Raw genomic sequence first — 22794 nt, 5'->3', positions numbered from 1 at the left:
CCCATGCAACCGATCGAACCCGTACAACGCAGCAGCGCGCTGCCGCCCTCCGGCGACCCGCCCCTGGGGCGGGGCAGCATGCCGCCTGCCGCGCCTGCCCCCGACCAGCCGCGCAAGCGCCGCGGCGCGCGCATCGCGTTGACGACCGGCGGCCGCGTCGGCCTGTCGATGGTCGGCCTGATGCTGTTCGTCGCGGTGTTCGCACCGCTGATCGCGCCGCATGACGTCGGCGCGATCGTCACGCCGGACGTGTTCGCGCCGTTCAGCGCGAAGCTGCCGTTCGGCTCCGACTTCCTCGGCCGCGACATGCTGAGCCGAATCCTGTACGGCGCGCGGCTGACCGTGCTGCTCGCGCTGGCCGCGGTGCTGCTCGCCGCGGTGACCGGCACGACGCTCGGGCTGCTCGCGACCGTGTCGGGCCGTGCGGTCGACGAGACGATGAGCCGGCTGCTCGACGCGCTCACGTCGATTCCGTCGAAGATGTTCGCGCTGATGCTCGTCGCCGCGTTCGGCTCGTCGCTGCCGCTGCTGGTGCTCACCGCCGCGATCAGCTACATGCCCGGCTCGTACCGGATCGCGCGCGCGCTGGCGGTCAACATCAGCACGCTCGAATTCGTGCAGGTGGCCAGGGCGCGCGGCGAAAGCGCGCTGTACATCGCGTGCGTCGAGATGCTGCCGAACATGATCCACCCGATGCTGGCGGACACCGGGCTGCGCTTCACGTTCGTCGTGCTGCTGCTGAGCGGCCTGAGCTTTCTCGGGCTCGGCGTGCAGCCGCCGTATGCGGACCTCGGTTCGCTCGTGCGCGAGAACATCGCGAGCCTCGGCGACGGCTCGGCCGTCGCGATCATTCCCGCGGTCGCGATCGCGATCCTGACGGTGGGCGTCAACCTGATGATCGACGGCCTGCCGCATCGCGGCCGCCGCAAGGGCGCGGCCGGCGCCGCCGGAGGACACTGATGCGACACGAATCGAATCCGCTCGTCGAGGTACGCGGGCTGCGCGTGGTCGGCGGCCGGCCGGGCGGCGAGGAAACGACGATCGTCCACGGCGTCGACTTCGACATCGGGCGCGGCGAGGTGCTCGCGCTGATCGGCGAATCGGGCTCTGGCAAGACGACGATCGCGTTGTCGCTGATGGGCCATGCGCGCACCGGATGCCGGATCGCCGGCGGCTCGGTGAAGCTCGACGGCACCGACGTGTGCACGCTTTCGGCTGCGGCGCTGACCGCGCTGCGCGGCCGCAAGGTCGCGTATATCGCGCAGAGCGCCGCCGCCGCGTTCAACCCGTCGCGCACGATTCTCGACCAGGTGATCGAGGCCGCGCTGATCCACAAGACGATGACGAAGCGCGACGCGCAGGCGAAGGCGATCGAGCTGTTTCGCGCGCTCGCGCTGCCGGAGCCGGAGACGATCGGCAAGCGCTATCCGCACCAGGTATCGGGCGGTCAACTGCAGCGGCTGATGGCCGCGATGGCGCTGATCACCGATCCGGAACTGGTGATTCTCGACGAGCCGACCACCGCGCTCGACGTGACCACGCAGATCGACGTGCTGCAGGCGTTCAAGAGCGTGATCCAGCGCTACGGGATGAGTGCGGTGTACGTGTCGCACGACCTGGCCGTGGTCGCGCAGATGGCCGACCGGATCGTCGTGCTGAGCGACGGCGTGATCCGCGAGGCGGGCGACACCGAACAGATCCTGCATGCGCCGGCGCACCCGTACACGCAGAGCCTGATCGCGGCGGTCACGCCGAACGATGCCGAACGCGACACGCAAGCGCAGGCACGCGAGCCGGCCGCGCCGGCGCCGCTGCTCGACGTGCGCGGCGCGATCGCCGGCTACGGCGGCCGCGCCGCGAACGGCTGGCCCGCGAAAGTGATCCTGCATGAAGTCGACCTGCGCATCGGGCGCGGGCAGACGGTCGGCGTGATCGGCGAATCGGGCTCTGGCAAGACGACGCTCGCGAAGGTGATCGCGGGCCTCGTGCCGGCGACCGGCGGCACGATCCTGCTCGACGGCGAGCCGCTCGCGCGCGATATCGGCAAACGGACGAAGGAGCAGCATCGCCGCGTGCAGATCGTGTTCCAGAACGCCGATACCGCGCTCAACCCGGTGCATACCGTCGAGCGCACGCTCGCGCGGCCGCTGGCGTTCTATCACGGGATCAAGGGCGCGCGTGCACGCCAGCGCGTCGCGGAACTGCTCGAGCTCGTGCGGCTGCCGCCGGCGGTGGCGTCGCGGCGTACCGGCGAACTGTCGGGCGGGCAGAAGCAGCGCGTGAACCTCGCGCGCGCGCTCGCGGCCGAGCCCGACCTGATCCTGTGCGACGAGGTTACGTCGGCGCTCGACACCGTCGTCGGCGCCGCGATCATCGAGCTGCTGCGCGACCTGCAGGCGAAGCTCGGCGTGTCGTACGTGTTCATCACGCACGACATCGCGAAGGTGCGCGCGATCAGCGACGACATCGTCGTGCTGTATGCAGGCCGCCGCGTGGAGACGGGCAGCCGCGACGCGCTGTGCGCGCCGCCTTATCACCCGTATTCGCACTTGCTGGTGTCGTCCGCGCCGGAACTGCGCGCGGGCTGGCTCGACGATGCGGCCGAGCGTTGCCACCGGCCGCTGGTGCCGATCGGCGAGCGCGAGCACGAGGACGAGCTGTGTCCGTTCCTGTCGCGCTGCGCGATGCGGGTGGACGGCGTGTGCAACCGGACGGCCCCGTCGCTGCGCACGCTCGGCAACGGCGCGCAGGTGCTGTGCCATCGCAGCGAGGAGGATCTCGCGAGTTTCCAGGCGGAGCCGGCGCCGGCCGGCGTCACGCCGGTGCAACTGTAGTACGTGGCGCGCGAACCGTTCATCGCGCGGTGCGGTGAACGGGCCGCCGCATAGTCTGCTGCGGCGGTCGCGCAAAACGGCGATTTGTACGCGTGCCGCGCGCGAATACGCGGCAACTGCGGTTTTTGACGGTGATTAAATGATTCTCATTGAACGGTCACCGATCGTCGTTGCAGGCATGCAAAAGAAGGATCCGATGAAACTGGAATCGTACTGGCTGGATACCCGCCCCGCGTTTCGCGACGGCAGCGTTGGGCCCGTCGAGGGGCGGGCCGATGTGGTCGTGATCGGTGGCGGTTTCACCGGCTTGTCGGCGGCGCTCGCGCTCGCGCAGCGCGGCGTCTCGGTGGTCGTGCTCGAAGCCGCGCAAGTCGCCGGCGAAGCGTCCGGCCGCAACGGCGGCCAGTGCAATACGGGCGTCGCGCAGGACTACGCGTCGCTGGCTGCGCGCATCGGTGCAGCACAGGCGAAGCAGTTCTATCGCGCCTACGAAAGCGCGGTGAAGAGCGTCGAGACGATCGTCACCGAACAGGCGATCGATTGCGATTTCCGGCGGGCGGGCAAGCTGAAGCTTGCCGCGAAACCACAGCACTTCGCGGGGCTCGAAAAGACCTTCAACGCGTTGCGGCGCGATGTCGATCCCGACATCGAACTGATCGAGCCGTCGCGAATCCGCGATGAAATCGCGTCCGACGGTTTCTACGGCGGGCTCCTGCAGCGCAACGGCGCGCAGATGCACATGGGCAAGTTCGGCGTCGGCCTCGCGCAAGCGGCCGTGCGGGCCGGCGCACGTGTGTACGAGCACGCGGCCGTCACGCAGCTCGACCGGCTCGACGGCGAGCGTCACCGAATTACCTGCGCCCGCGGCACGATCGTCGCCGACCGCGTGCTGGTCGCGACCGGCGCGTCGCAGCACGGGCCGTTCGCGTGGTTCCGGCGACGCATCGCGCCGGTCGGCAGCTTCATCGTCGTGACCGAGCCGCTGCCCGACGCGCAGTTGAACCGGCTGTTTCCGCATCGCCGTGCGTACGTGACGTCGCGCCAGATCGGCAATTACTTCCGCGTGACGCCCGACAACCGGCTGCTGTTCGGCGGCCGCGCGCGTTTCGCGATGTCGAGCCCGCGCTCCGATGCGAAGAGCGGCGACATCCTGCGCGCCGGGATGGCCGGCTATTTCCCCGAGCTGGCCAACGTGCGCCTCGACTACTGCTGGGGCGGGCTGGTCGATATCACCGCCGACCGGCTGCCGCGCGCGGGCCAGCACGACGGACTCTATTACTCGATGGGCTACAGCGGTCACGGCGTGCAGATGTCGGTGCACATGGGCCGCGTGATGGCCGACGTGCTGTATGGCGCGGCCGCGTCGAACCCGTGGCGCGAACTCGAATGGCCGGCGATACCGGGCCATTTCGGACACGCGTGGTTCTTGCCGCTCGTCGGCGCGTATTACCGGATGCAGGATTTCCTGCATTGAAGCGAGCGCGGGGAGAACTCGATATGACAGTGCAATTCGTTGGTTCGCCGCGTGTCGCGCGGCCCGTCTCGCCGGCGATCGGCGACGTGCTGCGCACGATCGACGCGTCGTTCGCGCAGCCGCTGAACCTCGACACGCTCGCGGCGGTGGCCGGCTTGAGCGTGTCGCGTTTTACCGCGCGCTTTCGCAGCGAAACCGGGCTGTCGCCGCACCGGTATCTGTGTCTCGTGCGGATACGGCGGGCGCAGGACCTGTTGCGCGCCGGTCTTGCGCCGTCGGTCGTCGCGACCGACGTCGGCTTCTTCGATCAGAGCCATCTGTGCCGGCATTTCCGGCGCGTGCTCGGGATCACGCCGCGCGATTACGTGGTTGCCCGAACGGGCAGCGCACCGGTACGAACGCCGTCGGCGCGCCTGCGCACCGAACGCCGCGAAGCGTCGTGTCACGCGGCGTAAGCGCACGCATGGACGACATGCCCCGCTGAGGATTTTCCGGCCGGAGAGCCGGCGAACGACGATTTCCGATATCGCGTGACGGCGTTGAACCAGGCCGCCACGCACTGCACAGGAGCAGAAATGACCGCAGTTTTCGTGTTGCACCGGGCCGACGGCGCACCGTCTTCCACCGCATTCCGCCAGCAGGCGTTCGGCGCGAGCGATCCGTTCGCGTCGCATCGCGAGATCGCGTGGGAAGGCCCCGACGCGATGGCCGCGGGACGTATCCGCTTCGCCGGCGAGCTGGACGTGTCGAGCTTTCCGCACATCGAAACCCTCGTCGTCGTCGAAGGCGAGCTGACGCTCGAAGCGGCCGGGGCCGCACCGCGGGTGGTCGGCCCGGGGCAAGGCGCCGTGATCGGCTGCGGCACCGCGCTGCGCATCGTCGCGCAATCGCCCGTGCTGCTGACGTTCTGCTCGGCAGCGTGCGAGACTCCGACGAAGCAAGGCATTTTTGCGCTGTACGCCGACGCGGATTTCAAACCGTCCGCCACGCTGCCGGCCGAGGTGCTGCTCGGCCCCGCGCCGCAATGTCGCAGCGACAACGTGTTCACCGACGACGCAGCCGGATACTGCGCGGGCACGTGGGATTCGACGCCGTATCACCGGATCGTCCGGCCGCATCGCGCGAACGAGTTCATGTTCCTGCTGGACGGCGGCGTCCGCTTCGCGGCGCCCGACGGCAGCGTGCAGTCGGTCGGTGCCGGCGACGCGCTGTTCGTGCCGCGCGGCGCGTCGATCGGGTGGGAAAGCAGCGAACGCGTGGCGAAGTTCTACGTGATGCAGAACGTCAAACCCTCCACCGAACGAGACTGAGCATGTCCCCTCCGCTGCGTCATATCGAAACCTTGTCCACGCCGCCGGCCGCGGCCGACGTCGTCGTGATCGGCGGCGGCATCATCGGCGTCTTCACCGCCTACTATCTGGCCCGGCGCGGGCTGTCGGTCGCGCTCGTCGAGAAGGGGCGCATCGGCGCCGAACAGTCGAGCCGCAACTGGGGCTGGTGCCGGCAGCAGAACCGCGATGCGCGCGAGTTGCCGATGGCGAGCAAGAGCATTGATCTGTGGGAACGATTCGCCGCCGAATCCGGAGAAGACACGGGCTTTCATCGCTGCGGGCTGCTGTATCTCAGCAATGACGAAGCCGAGCTGTCCCGCTGGGCCAGCTGGGGCGAATTCGCGAAGACCGCGGGCGTGACCACGTACATGCTCGACAGCAAGCAGGCCGCCGAGCGCGGACGGGCGACCGGGCGGCAGTGGAAGGGCGGCGTCTTTTCGCCGACCGACGGCACGGCCGATCCAGGCAAGGCCGCGCCGGCCGTGGCCGCCGCGCTGATCAAGCTGGGCGGCAGTGTCCACCAGCACTGCGCGGCGCGCGGTATCGAGCTCGAAGGCGGCCGTGTCGCCGGCGTCGTCACGGAGGCCGGCGTCATCAAGACCCGGACGGCCGTGATGGCCGGCGGCGCATGGGCGTCGTCGTTCTGCCGCCAGCTCGGCATCCGGTTTCCGCAGGCGTCGATCCGTCAGTCGATCCTGAGCGTGTCGCCCGTCGACACGCCGCTGCCGGGCGCGATGTACACGTCCGGCGTGTCCATCACGCGCCGCAGCGACGGACGCTACGCATTGGCGATCAGCGGCCGCGCGCGCGTGGACCCGACGCCGCAGTTCCTGCGCTTCGCGCCGCAATTCGTGCCGATGTTCGCGAAGCGCTGGCGCAACCTGCTGCCGGGCGGCCTCGAAGGCGTACGCGGCGGTCATGAAACGTTGAAGCGCTGGCGCCTCGATGCGCCGACGCCGATGGAAGCGGTGCGCATTCTCGATCCGAAGCCCGACATGCCGACGGTCGCCGAAACGTACCGCCGCGCGTCCGAACTGTTGCCCGAGCTGCGCGAGGCGACGATCACGCACGCATGGGCCGGGTACGTCGACAGCACGCCGGACGGCGTGCCGGGCATTGGCGAAGTGCCGGGCGTGCCGGGGCTGATCCTCGCGGCGGGCTTCTCGGGGCACGGCTTCGGGATCGGCCCGGGCGCCGGCCACCTGATCGCCGATCTCGCGTCCGGTGCGGAGCCGTTCGTGGACCCGACGCCGTACCGGCCCGGCCGGTTCAGCGAGTCCGCCTGGGGCAAGGTCGCGGATTTCTAACGGGGCGGCTGCGGCGCTCCGGCCGCTGCCTCGGCCCATCGTGGCTTTCGCCGTGCGTCGGCGCACGGTATCGACTCAAGGACCCCTTGCAATGAATTCCCCTGTTGTTCACCTGATGCAAGCCGGAAGGCTCGATCGCTTCTTCATCGACGGCGACTGGGTGCTGCCCGAAGGCGGCGAGCGGTTTGCCGTCATCAGCCCGTCCACCGAGGACACGCTGTGCGAGATCCCGCTCGGCAGCGCGCGCGACGCCGACCGCGCAGTGCAGGCCGCGCGCAATGCGTTCGAACGCTGGTCCGCGACGTCGCCGCAGGAACGCGCGGCGCTGCTCGACCGCATCCATGCGTTGATCCTGGAACGCGCCGAGCTGTTCGCCACCGCGCTCGCGCTGGAGATGGGCGCGCCGATCGGCTATGCACGCGGCGCGCATGTGCCGCTCGCGGCCGAACACATCCGCGTCGCACGCGACAACCTCGCGCGCTACCCGTTCGTCGAGCGGCGCGGGACGACCGCGGTCGTGCGCGAGCCGATCGGCGTATGCGCGCTGATCACGCCGTGGAACTGGCCGATCTACCAGATCACCGCGAAGGTCGGGCCGGCGCTCGCGGCAGGCTGCACGGTGGTGCTGAAGCCGAGCGAGCTGTCGCCGCTCAGCGCGTTGCTGTTCGCGGAAGTAGTTGCCGACGCGGGCGCGCCCGCCGGCGTATTCAACCTCGTGAGCGGCAGCGGCGAAACGGTGGGGGCCGCGCTTTCGTCGCATCCGGAAGTCGACATGGTGTCGATCACCGGATCGACGCGGGCCGGCGTGCTCGTCGCGCAGGCGGCGGCAACGACCGTCAAGCGCGTCGCGCAGGAGCTGGGCGGCAAGTCGCCTAACGTCGTGTTGCCGGATGCGGACCTGTCGCGCGCGATCCCGCCGGGCGTGGCCGCGGCGTTCCGCAACATGGGCCAGTCGTGCAGCGCACCGACCCGCATGATCGTGCCGCGCGCCGTGCTCGGCGCGGTCGAGGAACTGGCCGTCGCGGCGATGCAAACGCTCGTCGTCGGCGATCCGTTCGACGAAGCCACCACGCACGGGCCGCTCGCCAATCGCGCGCAGTTCGGCCGGGTCGCGCAGATGATCGACGTGGGCATCGACGAACGCGCGAAGCTGATCGCCGGCGGCCCCGGCCGGCCGGTCGGCCTCGACAAGGGCTTCTATGTGCGGCCGACGATCTTCTCCGACGTGCGCACCGACATGGCGATCGCGCAGCAGGAGATCTTCGGCCCGGTGCTCGCGATCCTGCCTTACGACACCGTGGAAGAAGCGGTCGCGATCGCGAACGACACGGTGTACGGGCTCGGCGCGCACGTGCAGGGCACCGACATGGCGCGCGTGCGAGCGGTGGCCGCGCGTATCCAGGCCGGGCAGGTGCATCTGAACTACCCGGCATGGGACCCTCAGGCGCCGTTCGGCGGATACAAGCAGTCGGGCAACGGCCGTGAGTACGGGATCGAAGGAATGGCGGAGTACATGGAGGTCAAGTCTGTCCTGGGCTTTTATGATTGAGGCGGCTGCCGCGCGCGATGCGGCAGTCGCGATTTGAACCGGTTGGCTTTGCAAGGGTGCCGAGATTGGAAAACGCCATCATCCCCGACACGTCGTTGAACGCGCACCGTGCGCACTGGGCGAAGCTGCGCCGCGACCTGCATGCGCATCCCGAGTTGCGATTCGAGGAACACCGGACGGCCGACGTCGTCGCCCGCGAGCTTGAAGCGCTCGGTTACGCGGTGTCGCGCGGGCTGGGTGGCACGGGCGTGGTCGCGAGCCTGCCCGGCGCCGATCCGGGCCGCGGCATCGTGTTGCGCGCCGATCTGGACGCGTTGCCGATCCACGAAGCCAACGACTTCGCGCATGCGTCGTGCTCGCACGGGATCATGCATGCGTGCGGCCACGACGGCCATACCGTGATGTTGCTCGGCGCCGCGCGCGTGCTGAAGGAATTGCCGCAGTTGCCCGGCACCGTCCATTTCGTGTTTCAGCCGGGCGAAGAGGGCGGCGCGGGCGCGCGCAAGATGATCGACGACGGGCTGTTCGAGCAATTCCCGACGGAAGCGGTATTCGGCATGCACAACTGGCCCGGGTTGCCGGCCGGGCATTTCGGGTTGCGCACCGGCGCGATCATGGCTGCGGGCTCGCGCTTCAGGATCACGGTGACGGGCAAGGGCGCGCACGCGGCGCAGCCGCATCTGGGCATCGATCCGGTGCCGCTCGCGTGCTCGATGGTGCTGCAGTGCCAGACCATCGCCGCGCGGCACAAGGACCCCGTCGACCCGGCGGTCATTTCCGTGTGCATGTTTCATGCGGGCACGACGGACAACGTGATTCCCGACACCGCCGAGCTGCGCGGCACGATCCGCACGCTGTCGTCGGCCTTGCAGCAGAAGCTGCAGCGCGACGTCCGGCTCGCGTGCGAAGGACTCGCGGGGGCCTATGGGGCGCAGGTCGACGTGGAGTTTTTCCAGTACTACCCGGCGACGGTCAACACGCCGGCCGAGACGGCGCTGTGCGAAGCGGTGATTCGCGATACGTTCGGCGACGAGCGCCTGTCTCCCGACGTGCCGCCGAACATGACGTCCGAGGACTTTGGCTTCATGCTGGAGGAGCGGCCGGGCGCTTATGTGCTGATCGGCAATGCGCAGGATGGCGCGGCCTCACCGGCGCTGCATCACCCGAAATACGATTTCAACGACGACATCATTCCGGCCGGCGTCCGGTATTGGGTCGCGTTGGCGCAGCATTACTTCACGCGATCGGCGTGATGCTTCGGAGCGGCGTGGAAACCGGCTGATGTCTGGTTGATCGGGCGTCAGGTCCGGGAACGGCGTGCTTCCTGATCGTCGGGCATTCATGCCAGCCGGGGAGCGCCGTGCAATTTTTAGCCGCTTCGATGTGGTCACTGCGCATTTTTCTGACGTGCCGTGTCGCACGAAAACACCATTTAGACGGACTGCTTGATGACCCAGGAACATGAAGTGAAGGAGCGCGGCGCGACGTCCGCGCTTCACTACCGCAGATTCACCGCAGAGGACGTCCCCGCTGCCCATGCGCTTTCCATGGCGCTGCGCTGGCCGTTCCGGGCGGAAGACTGGCAGTTTTCCGCCGACACGTCGATCGCGTTCGCGGCCGAGGAAAACGGCGTCGTCATCGGCACGGCGATGTGCTGGAAGTACGGTGCGGATCGCGCGGCGATCGGGCACGTGATCGTCTCCGACGCGCATCAGGGCCGGGGAATCGGCCGCAAACTGATGGAGACGCTCCTCGATGAGCTGGGGCCGCGCATCACGTTTCTGCACGCGACGCCGGCCGGTCGGCCGCTCTACGAGAAACTCGGATTCAACGTGTGCGGATCGTTGAGCCAGTATCAGGGGAACGTGGATCGGCCCGCCGCGGTGGCCGTGCCCGATGGCGAGCGGCTGCGCGCCGGATCGCCGGCCGACTGGCCGCGTCTCGTCGAACTCGACGCGCGTGCGTCCGGCCTCGAGCGCGAAGCGCTGTTGTCCGCGTTGCAGGCGCGGGGAGAAAGCGTCGTGCTCGAACGCGACGGCGAGGTCGTCGGGTTTTCGGTGCTGCGGCGCTTCGGCCGCGGTTACGTGGTCGGCCCGGTGGTTGCGCCGCGTTCGGGCGACGATGCGCATGCGAAGGCGCTGATCGGCTATTGGCTGACGAAACGGGACGGCGAATTCGTGCGGATCGATGTGCCTGACGGGAGCAGTTTGCCGGCGTGGCTGAGCGAACAGGGACTGAAGCAGGTGGATACCTGTTCGAAGATGGTTCGCAATGCGCCGGCCGCGGCACACGAGGGCGTGGCCGACCCGGTAGCCGGGCTGTACGGGCTGGTCAGTCAGGCGATGTTGTAGCGGGCCCGACCTGGTGTCCGGCTCCCGCTCGATCCGGACGCCAGGGGCGCGGCCGCGTGGCCGCTGTCGCCGGCAACGGTATGGCGTCGCGGCGAACAGGCCACGCACGCCGCCGGTTCAACCGCTCGGCGACGCCCTGCACAGCCTCCCGGCGCATGAACGCGCCGCATCGCGCTCAACGCGCTCAACGCACGAGCACCGCCACGAAGTCGCGATACGTCCGCAGCGGGCGGCCGAGGATCGCGGTCAGCCGCTCGACGTCGCCGGCCTCCGGCACCATCCCGTCGCTGACGAAGCGTTCGGCCATCAGCCGCATTTCGTACGCCATCCATTTCGGCATGAATTTCGCGAAATTGTCTTCGAACGGCGTCGGATCGTCGCCGCCATAGGCAACCGGACGGCCGAGCGTGTCCGACCAGATCGACGCCAGTTGCGGGCCGGTCAGCGTGTCGGGCCCGACGAGATTGAGGGTCTCGACCGGCAGCTTGCCGGGCGCATCGTGGCGGCGGATCAACTCGAGCGCTGCGACTTCCGCGATGTCGCGCGCGTCGATCATCGCGATGCCCTTGCCGCCGATCGGCATCGGGTACACGCCGTGCCCGGCGATCACGTCCTTGACCGTCGCATCGTTGTCCATGAAATACGCGGGCCGCAGGATCGTCGCGCTGAAGCCCATCTGCTCGATCATCCGCTCCGCGCCGAATTTCACCGCGAAGTGCGGCACGTTCACGAAGCGGTCGGCGTGCAGGACCGACAGATAGACGACGCGCTCGATGCCCGCTTCGCGGGCCAGATTCAGCGCGATCAGCGCCTGCGTGAATTCGTCGCCCGCCACGCCGTTGAGCAGGAACAGCGTGCGCACGCCGGAGAAGGCCGCCCGCAGCGCGTCGACGTCGAGCATGTCGCCCTGCGCGACGGTCACGGCCGCCGGAAAATCGGCCTTGGCCGGATCGCGCACCAGCACGCGCACGTCGGCGCCGCGATCGACGAGTTGACGGACGAGCTGGCGGCCGATACGGCCGGTGGCGCCGGTAACGAGAATGGTCATGATGTTCGCTCCTGAGGTAATGGTCGGGTTGACTGCCTACCTAAGTTAAGTGATCCACACACGATCCGGAAGGTGTGGTAAATAGACGTGTCGTCTCACTGGTGGAACGCATGGACCTGCTCGCTCTCGCCGATTTCAACCTCGTCGCCCGCCATGGCAGCTTCGGGGAGGCCGCGCGGGTCGCGGATCGCCCGAAGGCGACGCTGTCGCGCCGCGTCGCGGAACTGGAGAACAGTCTGTCGCTGCGCCTGTTCGAGCGCGGCTCGCGCGGCGTGAAGCTCACGCAGGAAGGGCGCGCGCTCTACGAGCGCACGGGCGCGTTGCTCGCCGAGCTGGCCGACAGCGCGTCGGCGATTGCAGCGGGGAGCGAGCGGCCGCGCGGCCGGCTGCGCATCAGCGCGCCGATGCTGTTTTCCCAGTTCGCGATGGGGAGATTGGTGGCGACGTTCGCGCTGCGATACCCGGACGTCCGGCTGGAGGTGACGACGGAAGACCGGCCGGTCGACATGATCGAGGAAGGGTACGACCTCGTGATTCGCGTGAACCCGGACCCCGACGAGAGCCTGATCGGGCGCGTGATCCTGCGCGACCGGCTGGTCGTCGTCGCGAAGCCCGGGCTGGCGCGGCCCGGCGGCGCCGTGCCCACACCGGCGCCGGCCGTGGTGCGCGGCGCGAACGACACCCGCACCGGATGGGAGGTCACGGGGCCGGACGGGACGGCGCGCATCCCGGTCGAACCGGTGGCGCGGCTGTCGTCGCTGAGCATGGTGCGCGATACGGTCCGCCTCGGCCTGGGCGCCGCGTGCCTCCCGATCTCGCTCGTGAGCCGCGATCTGGCTGCCGGCACGCTTGTCAGTTGGGGCGACGTGCCGGCGTCCGATATCGCGCTGTGGGCGCTGTATCCGTCCAGGCGATTATTGAGCGCACGCGTGTCCGCGTTTCTCGATCACCTGAAGGACGCGTTTCCGTCAGGCGAGCCGGAAGAACTGGCCGCGTATATCGAACCAGGGCGGTGAAACGGCCACGGCGGCGCGCATCGCGATGTCCCGAGCGGGCGGCCGTCGCGATCGGCAAGGGCGCATGCCACGCCACCCGTCCCGATCGAACCGCGGTTTTCACACCGCGTCCGTCTGCGCGCAACACACGCGGTTCCTGCCTTCGCGCTTCGCGCGGTAGAGCGCCATGTCCGCCTGGTGCGACAGCGCGAGCATGGACGCGTGCCGCGCGCGCCGACCGGTCGCGCAGCCGATGCTGACGGTGAAAGGCGGCACGGTTTCCGCAAACCCGACGAGCCGGTTGCCTTCGACTTCCCGGCGAATCGCTTCGGCGACCTGCGCGGCGCCGTTTTCGTCCGTATCCGGCAACACCGCGACGAATTCCTCGCCGCCGTAGCGCGCAGCGAGGTCGCCGCGCCGCCGCGTATGCGCGCGGATGCATTCGGCGAGAAAACGCAGCGCGGTGTCGCCCTGCGCGTGCCCGTGCTGGTCGTTGTACTGCTTGAAGTGATCGGCGTCGATGAACAGCACCGACAGGCTGCCGCCGCTGCCGCGCTGCAGCCGCTCCCATTCGTCGGCCAGCGCGGTATCGAGCGCGCGACGATTGCGCAATCCGGTCAACGGATCGGTACGCGTGAGATCGGTCAGCAGCGTCTGCTTGCGGAAGTTGTCGCGCAACGCGAAGGCCAGCAGCCAGACCACCGCGCAGAACGACGCGCCGATCACGGACGCCGACACGCCGACCGTCCACGACAGGCGCCGGATGCCGGCCAGCACGTCGTTTTCGGCCGGCGCGACGACCGCGATCAGCGGGGTGCCCGGTATCCGCTGGTAGGTGTACAGCCGCACGATGCCGTCGATGCTCGAACGCGCGGGATAGAAGCCCGATTCGCTGTTCACCATCCGCTGGAAGGATTTCGAACGGCGCAGGAGATTCATCTGGCCGTCGTTCAACGACGGGTTTCTCGCGAGGATCGTGCCGTCCGCGCGCACGATCGCGCTGACGCCGTTCGGCCCGACATCGAGGCGGGACAGCAACTGCTCGAAGTAAGCGAGATCGACGGCGACGACCGCGATCCCGTCGAACGTATGATCCGGCCGCTCGATGCGCCGCGACAGCGCGATGGACTCCTTGCCGCCGCGCGAGCGCGCGCGATAGGGCTGGGAGACGTAGAGCCCGACGTTGTCCGCATCGCGATGGACCTTGAAGTAGTCGCGATCGGCGAAGTCCCAGCGATGGGTCGTGCTGCAGCACCCGTCAATGAGGCGGCCGCGCCGGTCGGTCACGCCCATGCCGGTCATGTATTGCGCCGCGGTGCGCTCGAACAGCAGGTCGTGCCGCAACCCGACGTCCATCCGCTGTACCGCCGGCTTGCCGAGATCGGCGGCCAGCGCGACCAGCGCGTTGTTCGACGTTTCGACCGTCCTCGCGATCTGACTCGCCAGGACGGCCGCGACGTTGCGCGACGTCTCATGCGCGTGCTCGATGACTTCGCTGCGCGCGACCCACAGCGTCACCGCGCTGATCCCGAGTGCCGCGAGCGACATCAGCGTGCCCAACGCGCCGACGACGAACGGGTGGCGTCCGGCCCAGTCGGCGATTTTCTCGATCGAAGTGAATGCGGGCATGCTCGCGCTCGTTTTGAGATGCCGGCTGCACTTGCGCCGGCGCGGGTCCAATCAGGGTTAACGGCACGGTTAACAAAAAATCGAGGCCGAGAAGGCCGCTGATCGATCGCCCGTCGACGACATCGGCCGGGCGCGGCGACGCAAACGTGTGCGGCCATGCGGCGATACGGCCCGCTCACTGTCCGGACCCACGCGGGTCGTTTTCGATTGATAACAACACTGCATCAATCGTTCCGAAAATCGCACTTATCGTTTGATCGATACCGCGCCAACATGCCGGAAAACGACAATCGACCAGCCCTTCCCGCGTATTCCAGGATTTTCAGGAGACACCCAGATGCACCCCTCGTCCAGCCTTCCGGCCGAACGCTCGAAGGCCGCCGCGATCTTTCGCGTCACGGCCGGCAACTTTCTCGAGCAGTTCGACTTCTTCCTGTTCGGCTTCTACGCCACGCAGATCGCCAACGTCTTCTTCCCCGCGCAAAGCGAATTCGCATCGTTGATGATGACCTTCGCCGTGTTCGGCGCCGGCTTCCTGATGCGTCCGCTCGGCGCGATCGTGCTGGGCGCGTACATCGACGAGGTCGGCCGCCGCAAGGGCCTGATCGTCACACTGTCGATCATGGCGAGCGGCACCATCCTGATCGCGTTCGTACCGGGCTACGCGACGATCGGGCTGCTGGCGCCCGTGCTCGTGCTGATCGGCCGGCTGCTGCAGGGCTTCTCCGCGGGCGCCGAGCTGGGCGGCGTGTCGGTCTATCTGGCCGAGCTGGCGACGCCGGGCCGCAAGGGCTTCTTCACGAGCTGGCAATCGGCGAGCCAGCAGGTGGCGATCGTCATCGCGGCGGCCCTCGGCTTCGCGCTCAATCAGTGGCTGAGCGCCTCGCAGATCGCCGCGTGGGGATGGCGCGTGCCGTTCTTCGTCGGCTGCATGATCGTGCCGTTCATCTTCATGCTGCGCCGCAATCTGGAGGAAACCCAGGAGTTCAAGGCCCGCAAGCATCGTCCGGGCATGAAGGAAGTGTTCGGCACGCTGGTCCAGAACTGGGGCGTCGTGGTCGCCGGCATGATGCTGGTCGCGATGACCACCACGAGCTTCTACCTGATCACCGTCTACGCGCCGACCTTCGGCAAGACCGTGCTGCATCTGAGCACCGCCGACAGCCTGCTCGTCACGCTCTGCGTCGGCGTGTCGAACTTCGTGTGGCTGCCGATCGGCGGGGCGCTGTCCGACCGGATCGGCCGCCGGCCGTTGCTGGTCGGCATGACGATGCTCACCGTCGTGACCGCCTACCCGGCGCTGTCGTTCCTCGCGCATGCGCCGTCGTTCGCCAACATGCTGATCGTGCTGCTCTGGCTGTCGTTCATGTACGGCATGTACAACGGTGCGATGGTCGTCGCGCTCACCGAAGTGATGCCGGTGCAGGTGCGCGTCGCGGGCTTCTCGCTCGCGTACAGCCTCGCGACGGCCGTGTTCGGCGGCTTCACGCCGGCCATCTCGACCGGGCTCATTCACATGACGGGCGACAAGGCCGCGCCAGGCTACTGGATGAGCTTCGCCGCGGTGTGCGCGCTGCTGGCGACGTTCGCGCTCTATCGTCGCCGCGCCGCGACGTTGACGCCGGCGCATTGAGGTCCGGCCCGGCCGGAACGTTGATCCACACCCACGCATTCGCACCACCATGATCATGAAAAACCTGTTCCTGAAATGCTGCGCGACCGCACTCGTCGCCACCGCGGCCGTGGCGGCCAACGTCCAGGCCGCCGAACTGCACGTGATGAGCTCGGGCGGTTTCACCGCCGCCTACAAGGTGCTCGGCCCGCGGTTCGCGTCCACCACGGGCAATACGCTCGCGACCGCGCTCGGCCCGTCGATGGGCAAGTCGCCCGAAGCGATTCCGAACCGGCTCGCGCGCGGCGAGCCCGCCGACGCCGTGATCATGGTCGGCTACGCGCTGGACGATCTGATCAAGCAGGGCAAGGTCATCCCCGATTCCCGCGTCGATCTGGCCGACTCGCGCATCGGCATGGTCGTGCGCGACGGCGCGGCCAAGCCCGACATCAGCACCCCCGAAGGGCTCAAGCAGGTGCTGCTGCACGCGAAATCGATCGCCTACTCGGACAGCGCGAGCGGCGTGTACATCGAACGCGAGCTGTTCAGGAAGCTCGGCGTCGAGGAGCAGGTGAAGTCGAAAGCGAAGATGATTCCGCGGATTCCGGTGGCGTCGGTCGTCGCGAACGGCGACTACGAAATCGGCTTCCAGCAGGTCAGCGAGCTGCTGCCCGTCAAGGGGGCGACTTTCGTCGGCAAGATTCCCGAATCGCTGCAGTCCGTCACGCGCTTCGCCGCCGGCATCCCGGTCGGCGCCCAGCATCCGAAGGAAGCGAAGGCGCTGCTCGACTATCTCGCGTCGCCCGACGTGCAGGCCGACGTGAAATCGACCGGCCTGGATTCCGTTTCCGCGCATTGAACCCGAGCGACGCGCGGGCGCGTATCAGACCGTCTTCCCGTCGCCGTCACCGCCGTCTGCCGCGGCACCGTTTTCATCGGCCCCGTTCGTCAACGCCGGCCCGGCCGCCGCGAGCCGCTGCGCGAGACGCGCACGATCGCACGCACCTTCCCACGACGACACGAAGATCACCGCGCACGCATTGCTGATCACGCTGGTCAGCGCGCGCGCCTCCGACATGAAGCGATCGATGCCGACCAGCAGCGCGACCCCGGCGACGGGCAGGTCGGGCATCACGGCGAGCGTCGCGACCAGCGCGACGAGTCCGCTGCCGGACACGCCGGCCGCCCCTTTGGACGTGACCAGCATGATCGCGAGCATCGTCGCGACCTGCGGCGCGGAAAGCGGGACGTCGCAGGCCTGCGCGATGAACAGCGCCGCGAGCGTCAGGTAGATCGCGGTCCCGTCCAGATTGAACGAATAGCCGGCCGGCAGCACGAGCCCGACGACGCCTTTGTCGCAGCCGAGCGCTTCCAGCTTGACGATCAGGCGCGGCAGGACCGGCTCCGTGGACGAGGTCGCGAGCACGATCAGCAACTCTTCGCGCAGGTAGCGCAACAGCCGCCACAGCGCGAAGCCGTGCAGTCGCGCGAGCGGGGCGAGCACCAGCGCGACGAACAGCGCGCAGGCCACGTAGAAGGACACCATCAGCTTCGCCAGCGAGCCGACCGAACCGATGCCGAAGCGGCCCACCGTGAACGCCATCGCGCCGAATGCGCCGAGCGGCGCGAGCCGCATGATCATCGCGAGCACGCGAAAGACGACCTGGGCGATGCCGTCGATCAGCACGAGCACGGGCCGCGCGGCGCGCGGGTGCGCATTCAGCGAGAAGCCGAACAGCAGCGACAGCAGCAGCACCGGCAGCACTTCGCCGGTGGCAAATGCGCCGAGCATCGTGTCCGGAATCACGCCGAGCGCGAACGTGACCAGGCTGCGCGGCTCCGCATGCTTCGCATACGGCGCGAGGATGCTCGCATCCAGATGATGGACGTCGATGTGCATGCCGGCGCCCGGTCGCAGCACGTAGGCGGTGACGAGCCCGAACGCGAGCGCGGCGGCCGTCAACAGATAGAACAGCGCGAGCGAGCGCACGATCGTGCGGCCGATCGCCTGCCCGTTCGACAACGACGTGATGCCCGACACGATCGTGCAAAAGACGATCGGCGCGATGGTCATTTTCACGAGCCCGACGAATGCGTCGCTGAGCGGCTTGAGCATCGCGCCCGCCGCCGGCCACACGTGACCGATGCCGATGCCGAGGATCATCGCGAGCAGGACCTGCACGTAAAGCGATTTCAGCAGCCGGGCCCCCCTCACGATGCGGTCTTCCTTCGTTTCCGTTCCGTCGTCGTCATGCCGATGTGCCGTTGCCGGCGGCGTCGCCGCGCTTCGCGTCGACGATCATCCGGTGAAATGCCTCGGCGGCCGGCGTCAGCGAGCGCCCGCGCCGCTTGACGATGCCCACGCGCCGCTTCACGGCCGGCTCGACGAGCGGCACGCTCGTGAGGACAGGGTGGTCATGGCCCGGCATCGCCATCGACGGCACCGCGGCGACGCCGAGCCCCGCCTCGATCAGCCCGAGCAGCGTCGTGACGTGGCGCGCCTCGCACACGCTCGGCGTGCGCGGCGCGACGGCCGCCAAGGCCTGGTCGAGCAGCAGGCGGTTACCGGACGTCTTGTCCACCGACACGTAGTCGTGCTCGTAAAGCTCGTTCCAGGTGACGCGCTTCTTGCGCGCGAGCGGGTGGTCGCGGCGACAGGCGGCGACGAACCGCTCCTGGAGCAGCACCTTGAATTCGACCTCCGCCTCCTGGCTGCCGATGAAGCTCACGCCGAAATCCGCCTCGCCGCTGATGACGGCGCCCAGCACCTCGTTGGCGCTGGCGTCGAGCAGCTTCACCCGGATGCGCGGAAAGCGCTGATGATAGCGGGCGATGATGGGCGGCAGGAAGTAGTAGGCGACCGACGGCACGCAGGCGATCGTCACATGGCCCAGGCGGCTCGACGACACGTCGCGGATGCCGAGCAGCGCGGCGTCGAGATCGTCGAGCAGTTGTTCGGCGCTCTGCGCGAACACGCGGCCGACGGTGGTGAGCGCGACGCGGCGCGTGGTGCGCTCGAAGAGCCGCACGCCGAGCGCGTCCTCGAGCTTGTCGATCCGGCGGCTCAACGCAGGCTGCGAGAGGCTGACCGCTTCGGCGGCCTTGCGGAAACTGCCCGTTTCCACGACCGCGCGAAACGCCTGCAAGTCCGTCAAATCGAAATTGATGCCCACCGGTCACTCTCCGCCACTCAGATGCGCAGCATTTTGCATGATTCCGTCGGCGTCATGCGTGTCGCGTCCCCAGTGCGGCAGCGTTGGCGTGGCTCGGTGTGCCTCCGGGCCGGCCGGGATAGCGCGGGCCGCGCCGCGAATCGATCGTCCCGGTGCCGCTTCCTGATGTACCGTATCGCTTTTGGGCGGGCAGGGCTCCGGCACTGCCGCGCTGCCGCCAGCGCCGGCCAGCCGCGCGAGCCCGCTCTCTTCAACGGATTCCAGCATGCGCATTCCGCCGCTCAAGGCCATCATCGCGTTCGAAAGCGTCGCCCGGACCAAAAGCGTCAACCGCGCGGCGGAAGAGCTCGGCCTGACCGCGTCCGCCGTCAGTCACCAGCTCAGCAACCTCGAAGCGCAGATCGGTCAACCGCTGTTTCAGCGCTCGGGGCGCGGCCTCGTCCTCACGCCGACCGGCGAACGCTACCTGGCCGACGTCACCGGCTCGCTGGCCGACCTCAGCCGCGCGACCGAGCGCGCGTCGAGCCGCACCGAAGTCGATATCCTGCGCGTGCATTCGAGCCCGAGCTTCGGGCTGATGTGGCTGCTGCCGCGGCTGTCGTCGTTTCAGGAGGCGAACGGCGATATCCAGCTGAACCTCGCGTGCTCGTACGAAAACGTGTCGTTCTCGAACGGCTTCTACGATATCGACGTCCGGCACGGCTACGGCAACTGGGACAACCTCGAGGTGAAGACGGTGCGCGGCGAGTTCATCGCGCCGCTCGCGTCGCCGCGGTACCTCGAGCAACATCCGGTGCACGCGCCGGAAGACCTGCTCGCCCATCGTCTGATCTATTCCGAAACGCCGCTGGTCCAGTGGAAGCAGTGGTTCGGCCGCACCGGCGTGCCGCTGGCGGCGCAGAAAACCTTCGACTTCTCGTTCGACCGCTCGTACATGTCGCTCGAAACCGCCGCGCTCGGCCTCGGCATCGCGCTCGAAAGCCTGATGCTCGCGTCGGTGAAGATCCGTCAAGGGCTGCTGGTGCCGGTGTTCGGCGAGCGCCATGCGGTCGAAGTCGGTGCTCATCATCTCGTTTACCCGCGGCAGAATGCGGAATTGCCGCGCGTGAAGCGCTTCCTGGCGTGGATCGAGCGGGAAGTCGCCGTTCATCGCCAAGCGGGTTGACCGCGCCATCCGGCGGCACGCCCCGCGATATTGCGCTGCAGCACCGGGTACTCGCCGTCATCTGAAATTTTCTCAACTATGGCTGAACGTTTCCGCGTTGATGCGGGTGCCCGGTGAGCCGACACTCCGGACAACACATCAACACAGGAGACAAGCGATGTTGCTCGACAACCGGACCATCATCGTGACCGGCGCCGCGTCGCCGCGCGGGATCGGCAAGGCCACGGCCCGCGCGCTGGCCGCCCACGGCGCACGCGTGGCGATCCTCGACCTGCGTCGCGACGACGCCGAAGCGGCCGCCGCCGAACTCGGCGCCGGCCATCTCGGCCTCGCCTGCGACGTGACCGACCGCGACGCGTGCGCGGCGGCCGCCCGCGCGGCGCTGGAGCACTTCGGCCGCATCGACGGCCTCGTGAACAACGCCGGCATCACGCAGCCGGTGCGCACGCTGGAGATCTCGGCGCGCGACTTCGATGCGATCGTCGACGTGAACCTGCGCGGCACGCTGTACATGTCGCAAGCGGTGCTGCCCGCGATGCAGGCGCAGCGCGGCGGCAGCATCGTCTGCATGTCGTCGGTCTCCGCGCAACGCGGCGGCGGCATTTTCGGCGGCCCGCACTACAGCGCCGCCAAGGCCGGCGTGCTCGGCCTCGCGAAGGCGATGGCGCGCGAATTCGGCGCCGACCGGGTCCGCGTCAATTCGATCACGCCGGGCCTGATCCAGACCGACATCACCGGCGACAAGCTGACGCCCGACATGCGCGAGGACATCATCAAGGGCATTCCGCTCGGCCGGCTCGGCGAGGCCGCCGACGTCGCGCATGCGTGCCTGTTCCTGCTGAGCGACCTGTCGAGCTACCTGACGGGCATCACGCTCGACGTCAACGGCGGGATGCTGATTCACTGAGAACGGCGCCGCCCGATGCGCGGCGCCGACCATCATGCACCCGGGACAACCCGGGGCCATGGCAGGAGACAAGGATGAGAGCAAAGTACCCCGCACCGCCCGTCGAGGGCGAGATGCTGCAACGGGACGACGCGCGGACGTTCGAAGCGGCCACCTACGCGAAGGTCGCGCGACGGCTGATCCCGTTCCTGATGTTGTGCTACCTCGGCGCGTATCTCGACCGCGTCAACGTCGGCTTCGCGAAACTGCAGATGCTCAACGACCTGCGTTTCAGCGAGACGGTCTACGGGATGGGCGCCGGCATCTTCTTCCTCGGCTATTTCCTGTTCGAGGTGCCGAGCAACCTGATCCTGCATCGCGTCGGCGCGCGCCGCTGGCTCGCGCGCATCATGCTGACCTGGGCGGTGATCTCGGCGAGCTTCGTGTTCGTCAAGTCGCCCACCGCGTTCTACGTGCTGCGATTTCTGCTCGGCGTCGCCGAAGCCGGCTTCGCGCCGGGCGTGATCCTGTACCTCACGTACTGGTTCCCGTCGGCGCGGCGCGCGAAGGCGCTGTCGCTGTTCTTCATGGCGATTCCGCTCGCCGGGATCATCGGCGGGCCGCTGTCGGGCGCGATCATGCATTCGCTGCACGGCGCGATGTCGATGGCCGGCTGGAAGTGGCTGTTCCTGCTCGAGGCGCTGCCGTCGTTCGTGCTGGGTTTCGCGATCCTGCTGTATCTCGACGACGGCATCGCCGGCGCGAAATGGCTGACCGACGCCGAAAAAGCCTTGCTCGCGCGCAACGTGTCGGCCGACGCCGCGCACACCACCGCCCACCTGTCGATTCGGACCTTCGTCGCGGACCGCCGACTGTGGCTGATGGCAGCGATCTACTTCTGCGTGGTGCTCGGGCAGTACGGCCTCACGTTCTGGCTGCCGACGATCATTCGCAAGGCCGGCGTGGCCGATCCGCTGTGGGTCGGCCTGTTCACCGCGATTCCGTATGCGTGCGCGATCGTCGCGCTGCCGCTGATCGGCATCAGCGCGGATCGTCGCCGCGAGCGACGCTTCCATCTCGCGGTGCCGATGCTGGTCGCGGCGGCGGGCTTCGCCACGTTGCCGATGCTCGGCAGCGTCGGCGCGTCGATCGTGTGCCTGAGCATCGCGTCCGCCGGCATCCTCGCGTCGTCGTCGCAGTTCTGGTCGCTGCCGACCGCATTGCTGGGCGGGATGTCGGCGGCGGCGGGCATCGCCGCGGTCAACTGTTTCGCGAACTTGGCGGGCTTCTTCTCGCCGGCGATCGTCGGCTGGCTGAACGACCTGACCGGCAAGTCCACCGCGGGGCTCGTGTTCATCTCCGTCGCGATCACGGCCGGCGCGCTGCTGGTGTTCCTCGTGCCCCGATCCGTGAACCGCTGATCACCGCCGATTCATTTGC

The 22794-nt window shown here is 68.3% G+C and carries 20 protein-coding genes; 15 read left to right on the top strand and 5 right to left on the bottom strand.

Translation table 11 applies throughout. The features are described 5' to 3' along the window. Positions 1–3: 3 nt before the first annotated feature. The 9 genes from BLS50_RS31920 (at position 4) to BLS50_RS31880 (ending at position 10846) form a co-directional block, all read left to right on the top strand. On the top strand, positions 4–960 hold the full coding sequence (locus BLS50_RS31920) for an ABC transporter permease (protein ID WP_027806332.1): 957 nt from the start codon (positions 4–6) through the stop codon (positions 958–960). After that, complete coding sequence (locus BLS50_RS31915; RefSeq protein ID WP_074807582.1) at positions 960–2834, top strand: ABC transporter ATP-binding protein; 1875 nt, start codon at positions 960–962, stop codon at positions 2832–2834. Before BLS50_RS31920 ends, BLS50_RS31915 begins: the two co-directional genes overlap by 1 nt. 196 nt (positions 2835–3030) lie before the next feature. Next, positions 3031–4308 carry an NAD(P)/FAD-dependent oxidoreductase gene (locus tag BLS50_RS31910; protein WP_074808699.1) on the top strand — a complete coding sequence of 426 codons (1278 nt, stop codon included), beginning with the start codon at positions 3031–3033 and terminating at the stop codon, positions 4306–4308. 23 nt (positions 4309–4331) lie between these two features. Further along, positions 4332–4763: a helix-turn-helix domain-containing protein gene (locus BLS50_RS31905; RefSeq protein WP_074807581.1), complete on the top strand. Its 432-nt coding sequence runs from the start codon at positions 4332–4334 to the stop codon at positions 4761–4763. Between the two features lie 120 nt (positions 4764–4883). Next, positions 4884–5618: a cupin domain-containing protein gene (locus BLS50_RS31900; RefSeq protein ID WP_074807578.1), complete on the top strand. Its 735-nt coding sequence runs from the start codon at positions 4884–4886 to the stop codon at positions 5616–5618. 2 nt (positions 5619–5620) lie between these two features. Then, positions 5621–6946, top strand: a complete 1326-nt coding sequence (locus BLS50_RS31895) for an NAD(P)/FAD-dependent oxidoreductase (RefSeq protein ID WP_074807576.1) — start codon at positions 5621–5623, stop codon at positions 6944–6946. Positions 6947–7037: 91 nt separating this feature from the next. After that, the gene (locus tag BLS50_RS31890) at positions 7038–8495 is read left to right on the top strand and encodes an aldehyde dehydrogenase family protein (RefSeq protein WP_027810904.1); all 1458 of its coding nucleotides are present in this window, start codon (positions 7038–7040) and stop codon (positions 8493–8495) included. 65 nt (positions 8496–8560) lie between these two features. Beyond that, on the top strand, positions 8561–9748 hold the full coding sequence (locus BLS50_RS31885) for a M20 aminoacylase family protein (RefSeq protein ID WP_074807574.1): 1188 nt from the start codon (positions 8561–8563) through the stop codon (positions 9746–9748). A 195-nt stretch (positions 9749–9943) separates the two neighbouring features. Continuing rightward, positions 9944–10846 carry a GNAT family N-acetyltransferase gene (locus BLS50_RS31880; RefSeq protein ID WP_074807570.1) on the top strand — a complete coding sequence of 301 codons (903 nt, stop codon included), beginning with the start codon at positions 9944–9946 and terminating at the stop codon, positions 10844–10846. A gap of 184 nt (positions 10847–11030) precedes the next feature. On the opposite strand, the gene BLS50_RS31875 is transcribed toward BLS50_RS31880, so the two are convergent. Further along, positions 11031–11894 carry an SDR family oxidoreductase gene (locus BLS50_RS31875; protein WP_074807567.1) on the bottom strand — a complete coding sequence of 288 codons (864 nt, stop codon included), beginning with the start codon at positions 11892–11894 and terminating at the stop codon, positions 11031–11033. A 110-nt stretch (positions 11895–12004) separates the two neighbouring features. Here BLS50_RS31875 and BLS50_RS31870 point away from each other — a divergent pair, with 110 nt between their 5' ends. Further along, positions 12005–12910 (top strand): LysR family transcriptional regulator, encoded by a 906-nt coding sequence (locus tag BLS50_RS31870; protein ID WP_074807564.1) that lies wholly within the window; start codon positions 12005–12007, stop codon positions 12908–12910. A gap of 99 nt (positions 12911–13009) precedes the next feature. On the opposite strand, the gene BLS50_RS31865 is transcribed toward BLS50_RS31870, so the two are convergent. Further along, positions 13010–14518 carry a GGDEF domain-containing protein gene (locus BLS50_RS31865; RefSeq protein ID WP_027806322.1) on the bottom strand — a complete coding sequence of 503 codons (1509 nt, stop codon included), beginning with the start codon at positions 14516–14518 and terminating at the stop codon, positions 13010–13012. Between the two features lie 337 nt (positions 14519–14855). On the opposite strand from BLS50_RS31865, the gene tcuC reads away from it, so the two are divergent. Both tcuC and BLS50_RS31855 read left to right on the top strand, forming a co-directional pair. After that, positions 14856–16151, top strand: a complete 1296-nt coding sequence (gene tcuC, locus BLS50_RS31860; RefSeq protein WP_006481209.1) for an MFS transporter — start codon at positions 14856–14858, stop codon at positions 16149–16151. A gap of 55 nt (positions 16152–16206) precedes the next feature. Further along, a complete protein-coding gene (locus BLS50_RS31855) occupies positions 16207–16989 on the top strand; it encodes a substrate-binding domain-containing protein (RefSeq protein WP_074808696.1) in 783 nt (260 codons plus the stop codon). Between the two features lie 24 nt (positions 16990–17013). Here BLS50_RS31855 and dctA read toward each other — a convergent pair whose 3' ends face one another. From dctA to BLS50_RS35745, 3 genes are read right to left on the bottom strand one after another with little or no spacing between them, the layout of a single operon-like run. After that, complete coding sequence (dctA, locus tag BLS50_RS31850; protein ID WP_074807561.1) at positions 17014–18345, bottom strand: C4-dicarboxylate transporter DctA; 1332 nt, start codon at positions 18343–18345, stop codon at positions 17014–17016. A gap of 34 nt (positions 18346–18379) precedes the next feature. Next, a complete protein-coding gene (locus BLS50_RS31845) occupies positions 18380–19303 on the bottom strand; it encodes a LysR family transcriptional regulator (RefSeq protein WP_027806319.1) in 924 nt (307 codons plus the stop codon). 3 nt (positions 19304–19306) lie between these two features. Beyond that, on the bottom strand, positions 19307–19570 hold the full coding sequence (locus BLS50_RS35745) for a hypothetical protein (protein WP_124620699.1): 264 nt from the start codon (positions 19568–19570) through the stop codon (positions 19307–19309). Here BLS50_RS35745 and BLS50_RS31840 point away from each other — a divergent pair. The 3 genes from BLS50_RS31840 to BLS50_RS31830 all read left to right on the top strand — a co-directional run bounded on the left by BLS50_RS31840 (position 19569) and on the right by BLS50_RS31830 (position 22775). Then, positions 19569–20468: a LysR substrate-binding domain-containing protein gene (locus tag BLS50_RS31840; protein ID WP_074807557.1), complete on the top strand. Its 900-nt coding sequence runs from the start codon at positions 19569–19571 to the stop codon at positions 20466–20468. The genes BLS50_RS35745 and BLS50_RS31840 overlap by 2 nt on opposite strands. Before the next feature lie 157 nt (positions 20469–20625). Continuing rightward, positions 20626–21375, top strand: coding sequence for an SDR family NAD(P)-dependent oxidoreductase (locus BLS50_RS31835; RefSeq protein ID WP_074807554.1), 750 nt, complete (start codon positions 20626–20628; stop codon positions 21373–21375). A gap of 74 nt (positions 21376–21449) precedes the next feature. Further along, entirely contained in the window at positions 21450–22775 is a 1326-nt protein-coding gene (locus BLS50_RS31830; protein ID WP_011549819.1) for an MFS transporter, read from the top strand. Positions 22776–22794 lie beyond the last annotated feature (19 nt).

It is taken from the genome of Burkholderia orbicola (assembly GCF_900100915.1).
Lineage (GTDB): Bacteria > Pseudomonadota > Gammaproteobacteria > Burkholderiales > Burkholderiaceae > Burkholderia > Burkholderia orbicola.
Note: the sequence above shows the minus strand (reverse complement) of the source record. Positions and strands in the feature narration are given on the sequence as shown.

Excerpts from the sequence above, each read along its gene's own strand:
- BLS50_RS31870 (WP_074807564.1), top strand. The coding sequence starts at position 12,005 with ATGGACCTGCTCGCTCTCGCCGATTTCAACCTCGTCGCCCGCCATGGC.
- BLS50_RS31830 (WP_011549819.1), top strand. The coding sequence starts at position 21,450 with ATGAGAGCAAAGTACCCCGCACCGCCCGTCGAGGGCGAGATGCTGCAA.
- BLS50_RS31915 (WP_074807582.1), top strand. The coding sequence starts at position 960 with ATGCGACACGAATCGAATCCGCTCGTCGAGGTACGCGGGCTGCGCGTG.
- BLS50_RS31880 (WP_074807570.1), top strand. The coding sequence starts at position 9,944 with ATGACCCAGGAACATGAAGTGAAGGAGCGCGGCGCGACGTCCGCGCTT.
- BLS50_RS31865 (WP_027806322.1), bottom strand. The coding sequence starts at position 14,518 with ATGCCCGCATTCACTTCGATCGAGAAAATCGCCGACTGGGCCGGACGC.
- BLS50_RS31910 (WP_074808699.1), top strand. The coding sequence starts at position 3,031 with ATGAAACTGGAATCGTACTGGCTGGATACCCGCCCCGCGTTTCGCGAC.
- BLS50_RS31895 (WP_074807576.1), top strand. The coding sequence starts at position 5,621 with ATGTCCCCTCCGCTGCGTCATATCGAAACCTTGTCCACGCCGCCGGCC.
- BLS50_RS31900 (WP_074807578.1), top strand. The coding sequence starts at position 4,884 with ATGACCGCAGTTTTCGTGTTGCACCGGGCCGACGGCGCACCGTCTTCC.
- BLS50_RS31855 (WP_074808696.1), top strand. The coding sequence starts at position 16,207 with ATGAAAAACCTGTTCCTGAAATGCTGCGCGACCGCACTCGTCGCCACC.
- BLS50_RS31890 (WP_027810904.1), top strand. The coding sequence starts at position 7,038 with ATGAATTCCCCTGTTGTTCACCTGATGCAAGCCGGAAGGCTCGATCGC.
- BLS50_RS31905 (WP_074807581.1), top strand. The coding sequence starts at position 4,332 with ATGACAGTGCAATTCGTTGGTTCGCCGCGTGTCGCGCGGCCCGTCTCG.
- BLS50_RS31835 (WP_074807554.1), top strand. The coding sequence starts at position 20,626 with ATGTTGCTCGACAACCGGACCATCATCGTGACCGGCGCCGCGTCGCCG.
- BLS50_RS31840 (WP_074807557.1), top strand. The coding sequence starts at position 19,569 with ATGCGCATTCCGCCGCTCAAGGCCATCATCGCGTTCGAAAGCGTCGCC.
- BLS50_RS31920 (WP_027806332.1), top strand. The coding sequence starts at position 4 with ATGCAACCGATCGAACCCGTACAACGCAGCAGCGCGCTGCCGCCCTCC.
- BLS50_RS35745 (WP_124620699.1), bottom strand. The coding sequence starts at position 19,570 with ATGCTGGAATCCGTTGAAGAGAGCGGGCTCGCGCGGCTGGCCGGCGCT.
- BLS50_RS31875 (WP_074807567.1), bottom strand. The coding sequence starts at position 11,894 with ATGACCATTCTCGTTACCGGCGCCACCGGCCGTATCGGCCGCCAGCTC.
- tcuC (WP_006481209.1), top strand. The coding sequence starts at position 14,856 with ATGCACCCCTCGTCCAGCCTTCCGGCCGAACGCTCGAAGGCCGCCGCG.